This is a genomic window from Pseudomonas sp. CCC4.1, assembly GCF_035019225.1.
GTDB lineage: Bacteria > Pseudomonadota > Gammaproteobacteria > Pseudomonadales > Pseudomonadaceae > Aquipseudomonas > Aquipseudomonas bubulae.
The window spans coordinates 17,912-27,782 of sequence record NZ_JASJWL010000060.1 but is presented as its reverse complement, the minus strand read 5'-3'; the positions used below and the strand labels follow the sequence as shown (position 1 = coordinate 27,782).

The following is a 9,871-nucleotide window of genomic DNA, read 5'->3' as shown; positions in this document are numbered from 1 at the left end:
AGATGTGTATAAGAGACAGTGCGTTGCTCGGTCAGGTCGCTTCTAAGCATCGGGTTGTTGGGTTGGTATTGCACGGCAGGGTCTTTCCAGGCCCAGGTACGGAACTGGGCGAAATCGACAGCAGGGTTGTAATCATGGCTGACCTGCATGGTTTCGCAGGCACTGAGCAGCAGGGCCAGGCCCAGTAATGCAATGCGACGAAGCATGATGATTTCTCCACTTCACTATTGAGACTCAATGGGGAGGGTAAGCCTGTACTGCCTTGTTCAGTGATTCGCGCAGGGCGTCACTGCGTTCGCTCAGGCTGCCTTTACTGCTGGTTTCTGCACTGGAACTCCACACCGGCTGGCCAGTTTTACCGTCATACAGGTTGAGTCGAACCACCATGACCTCAACCTCATAAGTACGTATGACGGGGACAGAGTTGTACATGCCGTATTGGCTGCCGTAGCGGCCGTAACCGCTGCCGTAGCCGGCCCCGTAACCATAGTCGTCCTGTACCTGGCGCAAGCGTTTTTCGGTGTGCAAATCAGCACTGACCCAAAGATCCGCCGGACGGTTGGGTTGTGCCGGGCGCAAGCCGCGCTGGTCCAGGGCATTGTTAACCGCTTCGGCGATTTGCGCCGAGTCGGCCCATGCCGTGCCAACCGGCAGCCGACCATTGAGCCAGGCCCAGCTCTGGTAGCGCCCGTAATCCCGTGGCGGGGCCGGGTAGGCACTCAAGTCCAGGGTATTGGCTGCCTGTGCCGGAGCCGGAGGCATGGGCATTGAGGTGGCGGTGTACGGGTTGGGGCTTTGGCAAGCGCCCAGCCCCAGGCTCAAAACGATCAAGGCAACGCGGCGATACATCATGCTCTCCCCCGCAGGGCGATTTAAACCGGGCGACACACCCAATGAAGATAACGTCCCAGCCCGGCAAACGCAGGGTGGCGACGGTGGGCCAGCTCCATTTCAACCAGGGCTTCAAGCTCGGCGCGGGCCTGGAACTCCACTGGCATGTAATCGTGAAACACCCGCACGCCGCTTTGGGTTTCGACCTGCCACAGCCCTTCGAGTGCTATGGCCAGCTCCCGTGGGTCGAGTGGCTGCTGCGGGGTGAGGCTCTGTTTTTCGCCGGCCATGTCGTTCTTGCGCATCTTGCGAAAGTGCCCCTTGAGCAAGTTGCGATAGATCAGCGCGTCGCGGTTGTAAAACGCCAGCGACAACCAGCCATCTTTGGCGGTCAATTGATGCAGCACCGGCAGGATCGCGTGGGGCTCGGCCAGCCACTCCAGCACGGCGTGGCACAACACCAGATCGTACGGTTGAGTCAGTTGGCCCAGCAGCTCCTGCCACGGCGCCTGAATAAAGGTGCCAGTCTGGCCAGCTTCGGCAAAACGCTGGCGGGCGCCTTCCAGCATCGGCGCGGCCGGTTCGGCCAGGGTCACATCGTGACCTTGCTGGGCCAGCCACAAGGACATATGGCCCAGCCCGGCGCCGATATCCAGCACCCGCAACGGGCGTTTGGGCAGGGTTTCCTGCAGGTCGGCCTGGAGCACGGCCAGACGAATCGCACCCTTGGCGCCACCGTAGATTTTCTCGGCGAAGCGGGTGGCCAGTTGATCGAAGTGACGGTCACTCATTTGTTGAAACGCCTTTCATTGTCGGCCAGTTTATTGCGTACCACTTCATTCATGTCCAGGCCCAGTTCGGCACAAAGCAATACCAGGTACAGCACGATATCGCCCACTTCCTGGCCGGCGTGGGTGAGCTTGTCGGCAGGGAGCTGGCGTGACTGGTCTTCGCTCAGCCACTGAAAGATCTCCACCAGCTCGGCCATTTCGACACTGGCGGCCATGGCCAGGTTTTTCGGGCTGTGGAACTGCTTCCAGTCGTTGTTATCGCGGATGCGATGCATGCGTCGGGTTATTTCGTCGAGGTTCATTGCGGGCGTGCTCTCCAGAAGGCGCAAAGCTTGCGACCGAACGGGGATTGGTGCAAGTGAAAGGCACGGGCAGCCCGGCGGGATTTTCGGCTCGCATGCCATCCTCTGTGGGAACGGGCTTGCTCGCGATGCAGGCGCCGCGGTTTAACAGGTAAAACGCGCGGATGCCATCGCGAGCAAGCCCGCTACCACAGGGGGGTGGTCAGCTAACCGGTCGCCAGTTGCCGATCAAGTGCACCAGGCCGTCATGGCCATTGAGCTGGAAGTCGCCACTGGAACCCGCCTCACTGCTGAGCAAAATCACTTCGCCGGGCAAGCGCACCGGTTTTTTGAAGGCAACAAAAACCTCAACATTGGCCGCCGGCAGGTGCGAATTGAGTGCCGCCAGCGTTCGGGCTTTTATCCACAGGCCGTGGGCAATTGCACTGGGCAGGCCAAACAGCTTGGCGCTGGCGGCACTGAGGTGGATGGGGTTGTAGTCGCCCGAGACTTTGGCATAACGCCGGCCAATATCGGCGGGGGCATACCAGCGGGTCAGTTCGCTCAGGGCCACCGGCGCAGGATCGTTGATTTGGGGCAGGTCGCCCGGCAGTTCCACGCCTTTGCACAGCAGGGTGCTTTCGGCCTCCCATATTGGCCCCAGCAGATCGTCAACCTGGGTGACCACCTCGAAGGTCGCGCCCTTGGGGTGTTTTTGCAGGTTGTGTACATATACCCCGATGCGCAGCTGCGTCACGCTGCCCATCGGGCGCAGCAGACGGATCCGATTGGTCAGATGAATCAGCCCCAGCAGCGGGAAGGGGAAGTCCTTGGCAGTCAGCAACTGCATTTGCAGACCGAAGGCCAGGATGTGTGGATAAGTGGGCGGCAGCAATGGGCTTGGCACCAGGTCGCAAACATCGCGAAACGCCGCCAGGGCCTTGGGCTCCACCTCGACCCAGCAGCGCAGACCTTGCTCCGGCAAGGGGCTGGAGGTGATCTTGCGCCGGGCCGCGGCATGGGCGTACAGCGCGGGCAAGTGCGGTGGGCCGCTGAGGTCGAGCCATTTCACGGTCATGGCTTATGCTCCCAGAATACTTTGGCCACACACCCGCAGTGCCTGGCCGCTGAGCGCGCCCGAACCCGGCTGGCCGAGCCAGGCCACAGCCTCGGCGACGTCCTGGGGCTGGCCACCCTGGCCCAGCGAACTCATGCGTCGTCCCGCTTCGCGCAGGGCAAAGGGAATATGCGCGGTCATTTGGGTTTCGATAAAACCCGGGGCCACGGCATTGATACTGATGCCACGCTCGCCCAGCGACGCTGCCCAGGCCTGAGCAAGGCCGATCAGCCCGGCCTTGCTGGCGGCGTAGTTGGTCTGGCCGCGATTGCCGGCGATACCGCTGATGGATGCGAGCAGGATTACCCTGCCGTTATCGCGCAGGGTGCCGCTATCAAGCAGGGCCTTGGTCAGCACTTGCGGGGCGTTGAGGTTAACGGCGAGTACCGAGTCCCAGAATTCCGGGGTCATATTGGCCAGGGTTTTATCACGGGTGATACCGGCGTTGTGCACCAGGATATCGATACCATCGGCCAGTTGCCCGGTCAGTTGTTCTGCGGCATCGGCGGCACAGATGTCGAGCGCGATGCTGTGCCCGCCCAAGCGCGCGGCCAGCGCATCGAGATCGCTCTTGGCGGCCGGCACGTCGAGCAGGATCAGTTCGGCGCCATCCCGGGCCAGGGTTTCGGCAATCGCGGCGCCAATGCCACGGGCCGCACCGGTAACCAGTGCCTTGCGCCCGGCCAGGGGGCGGGTCCAGTCCTGCACCTGGTTGGCGCAGGCCTTGAGGCGCAGCACCTGGCCGCTGATAAAGGCACTTTTTGGCGAGAGAAAAAAGCGCAGTGCGCCTTCAAGCTGATCTTCGGCCCCCTCGCCGATATACAGCAGTTGCAAGGTACTGCCGTTACGCAACTCCTTGGCCAGCGAACGACTGAAACCTTCGAGCGCACGTTGCACGCTGGCGGCAAAAGGATCGCTTAATGTTTCAGGGGCACGGCCCAGGATCACCATATGGGTACAGTGCTCGAGATTGCGCAGCAGCGGCTGGAAAAATTCGCGCAGTTGCTTGAGCTGCCCGGTGTGCAACAGCTCGCTGGCGTCAAACACCACGGCCTTGAGCTTTGGTCCTTGGCCTGGAATCCACGGTGTGGCATGCAAGGGTTCAGGGCCATAGCTGAACACCGCATCGGTGAGTTTGCCGCCAAAGCGGGCCACCTGTGCGGCAAGCGCACCGCCGCCAATCAGCAGAGGGCCTTCGACGGGGCGCAGGCGCCCGGCCTGCCAGCGCTCCAGTCGTCCCGGTGACGGCAGCCCCAACGCGCCGACCAGCCGCTGGCCGAGGGATGAGTTGACGAAGTCGATATAACGGTCTGACATGGAACACTCTCCGACAGGTGGGGTTCAAAGGGTTGACCACAAACAGACCGTGGTCGTTCGTTATCGGCAATAAGGCCTACGCTGGTAACGATTAATGGATTTAAGAGAATAGGGTGAATCGTATGAGTCTGCGTCGTGTAGCAATTATTGGTGGTAATCGAATCCCGTTTTCTCGCGCCAACGGGCCTTATGCGACTGCCAGTAATCAGGACATGCTGACGGCGGCGCTGGAAGGGCTGATCGAGCGATACAACCTTCACGGGTTGCGCATGGGCGAAGTAGTGGCCGGGGCGGTGCTCAAGGATTCGCGGGATTTCAGCCTGACCCGCGAATGTGTGCTGGGCTCGCGGCTGTCGCCGCAAACTCCGGCCTATGACTTGCAGCAGGCCTGCGGTACAGGGCTTGAGGCGGCATTGCTGGTGGCCAACAAGATTGCCCTGGGGCAGATCGAGTGCGGGATTGCCGGTGGCGTGGACTCTGCCTCCAATGTTCCGATCGGCATCAATGACGGGCTGCGCAAATGGCTGCTGCAGTTCAACCGCCTCAAGGCACCTGTGGACAAGCTCAAGGCGTTGCTGCAATTGCGTCCGGGCTTTTTGAAGCCCGAATTTCCACGCAACGGCGAGCCTCGCACCGGGCTGTCGATGGGCCAGCACTGCGAGTTGATGGCGCAAACCTGGAACATCCCCCGGGTTGAGCAGGACGAGCTGGCGCTGCACAGCCATCAGGCACTGACGGCGGCTTACCACGCCGGCTGGGAAGATGATCTGCTTACGCCATTTATGGGCCTGAGCCGTGATAACAACCTGCGTGCCGACCTGACCCTGGAGAAACTGGCCGCCCTCAAGCCCGTATTCGAGCGCAGCGCCAAGGGCACGTTGACGGCGGGCAACTCCACGCCACTGACCGATGGTGCGTCGACGGTCTTGTTGGGCAGTGAAGAATGGGCCAGGGAGCGCGGCTTGCCGGTCTTGGCGTATTTGCGCGATGGTGAAACAGCTGCTGTAGATTTCGTACACGGTGCAGAAGGGTTATTGATGGCACCGGTATACGCCGTCCCACGGCTGCTGGCGCGTAATGGCCTGACCTTGCAGGACTTTGACTACTACGAGATTCACGAGGCATTTGCCGCGCAGGTGCTGTGCACCTTGAAGGCCTGGGAGGACGAGCCTTACTGCAAAAGCCGGCTGGGGCTTGATGCAGCGCTGGGGGCGATTGATCGCAGCAAACTCAACGTCAAGGGCAGTTCCCTGGCGGTGGGTCATCCGTTTGCGGCGACGGGCGGGCGTATCGTGACCAATATGTCCAAGCTGCTGGCCACCGCCGGGCAGGGTCGAGGTTTGATCTCGATCTGCGCGGCGGGCGGGCAGGGTGTTACTGCAATAATTGAGCGATAGCCGTCTGTGGGAGCGGGCTTGCTCGCGATGGGCGCAATGCGGTGTGCCTGTTACGCCGTGGCGTCGGCATCGCGAGCAAGCCCGCTCCCACCCGAGATGTTGTTGTGTTTGGCTTCTGCGCGACTGCGCGTGGCATAACTCTCGGCCATCACCGAACACACGATCAACTGCAGTGGGTGGTAGATCATGATCGGCAATAAAATCAGGCCCAGCCCCGGGTTGGCCCCGAAAATCAGGGCCGCCATCGGCGCACCCGCCGCGAGGGATTTCTTGCTGGCGCAGAACACTGCAGCGATTTCATCTGCGGTGCTGAATTTCAGGGCGCGGGCGGTGCGGGTGGTCATCCACAGGATAATCGCCAGCAGGACCGCACTGCCGACCAATGCACTGACAATCACCGAACTGCCCTGCTGTTGCCACATGCCCGAGACCATCGAGTTGCAGAACGCGGCGTAAACCAGCAGCAGAATCACCACCTTGTCGCAGATATTGGTGTAGCGCTTGTGCCGGGCAAAAAAGCGTCCGCACAGCGGGCGAACCAACTGGCCCAGCACCAGCGGCAGCAACAGCATGGCGCACAGGTCGAGCAGGGTTGAACCCAGGTCGATGCCCCCTGCGCCGCTGCCCACCACGAAGCTGACCAGCAAGGGTGTCAGGAAAATCCCCAGCACGCTGGACAGGCTGGCGTTAAGAATCGCTGCCGGCACATTGCCTCCAGCACTGCCGGTCAGTGCCACCGACGAGGAAATGGTCGAGGGCAGGGCACACAGGTAGAAAAATCCCAACATCAGCAACGGCGGGATATGGGCGCCCAACAGCTTGTTGGCGACCACCCAGATCAGCGGGAAGACGATAAAGGTAAAGCCCTGCACCATAACGTGCAGGCGAATGTTTTTCAGGCCGTGACTGATCTGCTCACTGGACAGGTTCACCCCGTGCAGGAAAAACACCAGAAACACTCCGATATTGATCACCCATTCCGCGTGCATTGCGCCGCCAGTGCTACCGAAATGCGGAAACACATAGGCCAGGAAAGTCGCCAGCAGCATGCCGCACAGAAACCAGTCGGTGAACATTCGTTTGAGATGTTTGAGTACAGGCATTGTCGGCACCGCAACATTGTAAGAATTGATGACTTAGCCTAACGTCGCAGCAATCTGTCGTCTTGCGATATAAGGCCAATCAATGCCGCCAAACGGACAACGTGGGCTGCCGCGTGCCATTCCGGTACTCGATGCCCTGCCACGACCCCTGTACGCCCGGGCCGAAAGCCTGGGCGCGGGCTCGTGGACGCCGCGCCATCGACACGATTGGGTGCAGTTTTCGTACGCCATTAGTGGTGTGCTGGGCGTACATACCGACGAGGGCAGTTTTTTTGCGCCCCCGCAGTGGGGTATCTGGATTCCGGCCGGGCTGGAGCATGAAGTGATCACCTCGATGCGCGCTGAAATGCGCAGCCTCTATGTGCGCCGTGAGGACTGTCAATGGGCGCCGGGGCAGTGCCGGGTACTGGAGGTCACGCCGCTGGCCCGGGAGCTGATCAAAAGCTTTTGTGCGCTGCCCGTCGACTACCCCGAGGGCGGGAGCTGCGAGCAACGCTTGGTGGCGGTGCTGCTGGACCAGTTGGCAAGCCTGCCCGAGGTCGGTTTTTCACTGCCGTTGCCCCGTCATGAACGTTTGCTGGTGCTGTGCAATGAGCTGGTCGAAACCCCTGATGCCGAGGCGAACCTGGGCCTGTGGTCGGATCGGCTGGGGATGTCCGAAAAAACCCTGATGCGTTTGTTTCAACGTGAAACAGGCTTGAGTTTCCGCAGTTGGCGGCAGCGGGTGCGTCTTCTGTCATCGTTACGGGTGCTGGAGGAAGGCGGTCATGTCACGCGGGCGGCGCTGTCTTGCGGGTATGAATCAACGTCGGCGTTTATTGCGGCGTTTAAAAAGATGTTCGGCTTTACCCCGGGTGACTTGTTTCGACAGGGTTAAGTCGGTGCTCAAAACGTGTTGCTCGTCTATCATTCAAATCGTTTGCCCTCTCCCCGTGGTGAGTGGATTGCCGTATAACGAATGACATTCGCGTGTTTGGTAATAAAGGACCCACAATAAAAGCTGATGAAGACTCCAAAACGCTTAGAACCCCTGATCGAAGACGGTCTGATCGACGAGGTGCTGCGCCCACTCATGAGTGGCAAGGAAGCAGCTGTATACGTAGTCCGCTGCGGCAATGAGCTGCGATGCGCCAAGGTTTACAAGGAGGCCAACAAACGAAGTTTCCGCCAGGCCGCCGAATATCAGGAGGGTCGCAAGGTTCGCAACAGCCGTCAGGCCCGAGCGATGGCCAAGGGCTCGAAGTTCGGTCGTAAAGAAACCGAAGATGCCTGGCAAAACGCCGAGGTAGCGGCGCTGTTTCGCCTGGCCGGTGCGGGTGTGCGGGTTCCTAAACCGTTCGACTTCCTCGAAGGCGTGCTGTTGATGGAACTGGTGGCGGACGAGTACGGCGATGCGGCTCCGCGTCTCAATGACGTGGTGCTGGAGCCGGATCAGGCCCGCGAGTACCACGAGTTCCTGATTCAGCAAATCGTGCTGATGCTGTGTACGGGGCTGGTTCACGGCGACTTGTCCGAGTTCAACGTTTTGCTGACGCCAACCGGCCCGGTCATCATCGACTTGCCCCAGGCGGTCGATGCGGCGGGTAACAACCACGCCTTCAACATGCTGGAGCGTGACGTGGGCAACATGGCTTCCTATTTCGGGCGTTTTGCGCCGGAACTGAAGAAGACCAAGTACGCCAAGGAAATGTGGGCACTTTACGAAGCTGCCACCCTGCACCCTGGCAGTGTGTTGACGGGCGAGTTTGACGAGCCGGACGAGCTGGCGGATGTCGGCGGGGTGATGCGCGAAATCGAAGCCGCACGTCTGGACGAAGCTTTCCGCCAGGCAGTGCGTGCTGCCGATGATGCGCCCCCGAGCAAGGCTGAAGAGCCACCACCCCCGTGGATGCAGTAATTGGCTAACTAAAAAATCCGGCTCAGGCCGGATTTTTTATGCGCCTGGGGCTGCCCGGGTTCTTGTGGGAGCGGGCTTGCTCGCGATGGAATCACCGTGTGTTACCTGTCAGAGCGCGTTGTTTGCATCGCAGGCAAGCCAGCTCCCACGGGTAATGCGCCGCTCATCAAAACCGCTGCTGCCCTGTTCCTGGCAAGTGTTTGGGCGGCTCAAAACCGGTTCAGCGGAATCTTCAGGCTGCACAGGCCGCTGTCATCCGCAGGCGGCAGGTTGCCTGCACGAATATTGACTTGAATCGCCGGAATCAGCAGCGCCGGAACCCCCAGAGTGGCATCGCGGGCCGTACGCATGCCGACAAAACCTGCCAGGTCGATGCTGTCATTGACGTGGATGTTTTTTGCCCGCTGTTCACCCACCGTGGTCGACCAGCAGGCTTCGCGCCCGGCTGGCGGGTAGTCATGGCACATAAACAGGCGGGTCGACTCAGGTAATGCCAGCAGGCGCTTGATCGATTGATACAACTGCCGCGCATCGCCACCCGGGAAGTCGCAACGGGCGGTGCCCACATCAGGCATAAACAGGGTATCGCCCACAAACAGGCTGTGGTGTTCTACCTGATAGGCCATATCGGCCGGGGTATGGCCGGGCACATGCAGCGCCCGCACCTCTAGTCGCCCGATATGAAACAGCTCGTCGGGCTCGAACAGGCGATCGAACTGCGAGCCATCAAGCTTGAATTCCGGCTCAAGGTTATAGATATCGCGGAACACCCCCTGGACCTGGGTGATGGCAGCCCCGATGCCGATCTGCCCGCCCAGCTTGCGCTTGAGGTAAGCGCTGGCCGACAGGTGGTCGGCATGGGCGTGGGTCTCCAGCAGCCATTGCACCTTCAGGCCTTCAGCCTGCACGAAAGCGGCGATAGCGTCGGCACTGACGGTGCTGATACGCCCGGCGGCGGCATTGTAGTCCAGTACCGGGTCGATGATTGCGCACTCCACGCTGCCAGCAGCATGGACCACGTAGCTCACGGTCGACGTCGCCGGGTCGAAGAAACCTTGAATTTCGGGATGCATGAGGGGCCTCGTGGCGGTCGTTGAATGATCAATATATTGAAAGATATATTATCGAGTCGTAGAC

10 protein-coding genes and 1 pseudogene are annotated in these 9,871 nt (G+C 60.6%); 3 read left to right on the top strand and 8 right to left on the bottom strand.

The window, feature by feature from the left end; genetic code table 11:
- The 6 genes and pseudogenes from QN377_RS19040 to QN377_RS19015 all read right to left on the bottom strand — a co-directional run.
- Positions 1-206, bottom strand: a pseudogene (locus QN377_RS19040) (DUF4136 domain-containing protein); the annotation flags it as partial.
- Between the two features lie 28 nt (positions 207-234).
- Positions 235-849 carry a DUF4136 domain-containing protein gene (locus QN377_RS19035; protein ID WP_095019795.1) on the bottom strand — a complete coding sequence of 205 codons (615 nt, stop codon included), beginning with the start codon at positions 847-849 and terminating at the stop codon, positions 235-237.
- 23 nt (positions 850-872) lie between these two features.
- Positions 873-1,622, bottom strand: a complete 750-nt coding sequence (locus QN377_RS19030; RefSeq protein ID WP_153400584.1) for a methyltransferase domain-containing protein — start codon at positions 1,620-1,622, stop codon at positions 873-875.
- Complete coding sequence (locus tag QN377_RS19025) at positions 1,619-1,924, bottom strand: nucleotide pyrophosphohydrolase (protein WP_095001060.1); 306 nt, start codon at positions 1,922-1,924, stop codon at positions 1,619-1,621. Before QN377_RS19025 ends, QN377_RS19030 begins: the two co-directional genes overlap by 4 nt.
- A gap of 202 nt (positions 1,925-2,126) precedes the next feature.
- Positions 2,127-2,981 carry a MaoC family dehydratase gene (locus QN377_RS19020; RefSeq protein ID WP_095001061.1) on the bottom strand — a complete coding sequence of 285 codons (855 nt, stop codon included), beginning with the start codon at positions 2,979-2,981 and terminating at the stop codon, positions 2,127-2,129.
- Between the two features lie 3 nt (positions 2,982-2,984).
- Entirely contained in the window at positions 2,985-4,337 is a 1,353-nt protein-coding gene (locus QN377_RS19015; protein ID WP_095001062.1) for a 3-oxoacyl-ACP reductase, read from the bottom strand.
- Between the two features lie 122 nt (positions 4,338-4,459).
- Between QN377_RS19015 and QN377_RS19010 the strand changes: the two genes are divergently transcribed.
- Positions 4,460-5,734 (top strand): acetyl-CoA C-acetyltransferase, encoded by a 1,275-nt coding sequence (locus QN377_RS19010; protein ID WP_095019798.1) that lies wholly within the window; start codon positions 4,460-4,462, stop codon positions 5,732-5,734.
- A 50-nt stretch (positions 5,735-5,784) separates the two neighbouring features.
- Here QN377_RS19010 and QN377_RS19005 read toward each other — a convergent pair whose 3' ends face one another.
- Positions 5,785-6,837: a bile acid:sodium symporter family protein gene (locus QN377_RS19005; RefSeq protein ID WP_095001064.1), complete on the bottom strand. Its 1,053-nt coding sequence runs from the start codon at positions 6,835-6,837 to the stop codon at positions 5,785-5,787.
- 82 nt (positions 6,838-6,919) lie between these two features.
- Here QN377_RS19005 and QN377_RS19000 point away from each other — a divergent pair, with 82 nt between their 5' ends.
- Together QN377_RS19000 and QN377_RS18995 are read left to right on the top strand one after the other, a co-directional pair.
- Positions 6,920-7,714 (top strand): AraC family transcriptional regulator, encoded by a 795-nt coding sequence (locus tag QN377_RS19000; protein WP_095001065.1) that lies wholly within the window; start codon positions 6,920-6,922, stop codon positions 7,712-7,714.
- Between the two features lie 126 nt (positions 7,715-7,840).
- The gene (locus QN377_RS18995; protein WP_016783575.1) at positions 7,841-8,734 is read left to right on the top strand and encodes a PA4780 family RIO1-like protein kinase; all 894 of its coding nucleotides are present in this window, start codon (positions 7,841-7,843) and stop codon (positions 8,732-8,734) included.
- Positions 8,735-8,943: 209 nt separating this feature from the next.
- Here the strand turns inward: QN377_RS18995 and QN377_RS18990 are convergent, their stop codons facing one another.
- Positions 8,944-9,807 carry an MBL fold metallo-hydrolase gene (locus tag QN377_RS18990; RefSeq protein ID WP_095020829.1) on the bottom strand — a complete coding sequence of 288 codons (864 nt, stop codon included), beginning with the start codon at positions 9,805-9,807 and terminating at the stop codon, positions 8,944-8,946.
- Between the last annotated feature and the right edge of the window lie 64 nt (positions 9,808-9,871).

Excerpts from the sequence above, each read along its gene's own strand:
- QN377_RS19035 (WP_095019795.1), bottom strand. The coding sequence starts at position 849 with ATGTATCGCCGCGTTGCCTTGATCGTTTTGAGCCTGGGGCTGGGCGCT.
- QN377_RS19030 (WP_153400584.1), bottom strand. The coding sequence starts at position 1,622 with ATGAGTGACCGTCACTTCGATCAACTGGCCACCCGCTTCGCCGAGAAA.
- QN377_RS19025 (WP_095001060.1), bottom strand. The coding sequence starts at position 1,924 with ATGAACCTCGACGAAATAACCCGACGCATGCATCGCATCCGCGATAAC.
- QN377_RS19020 (WP_095001061.1), bottom strand. The coding sequence starts at position 2,981 with ATGACCGTGAAATGGCTCGACCTCAGCGGCCCACCGCACTTGCCCGCG.
- QN377_RS19015 (WP_095001062.1), bottom strand. The coding sequence starts at position 4,337 with ATGTCAGACCGTTATATCGACTTCGTCAACTCATCCCTCGGCCAGCGG.
- QN377_RS19010 (WP_095019798.1), top strand. The coding sequence starts at position 4,460 with ATGAGTCTGCGTCGTGTAGCAATTATTGGTGGTAATCGAATCCCGTTT.
- QN377_RS19005 (WP_095001064.1), bottom strand. The coding sequence starts at position 6,837 with ATGCCTGTACTCAAACATCTCAAACGAATGTTCACCGACTGGTTTCTG.
- QN377_RS19000 (WP_095001065.1), top strand. The coding sequence starts at position 6,920 with ATGCCGCCAAACGGACAACGTGGGCTGCCGCGTGCCATTCCGGTACTC.
- QN377_RS18995 (WP_016783575.1), top strand. The coding sequence starts at position 7,841 with ATGAAGACTCCAAAACGCTTAGAACCCCTGATCGAAGACGGTCTGATC.
- QN377_RS18990 (WP_095020829.1), bottom strand. The coding sequence starts at position 9,807 with ATGCATCCCGAAATTCAAGGTTTCTTCGACCCGGCGACGTCGACCGTG.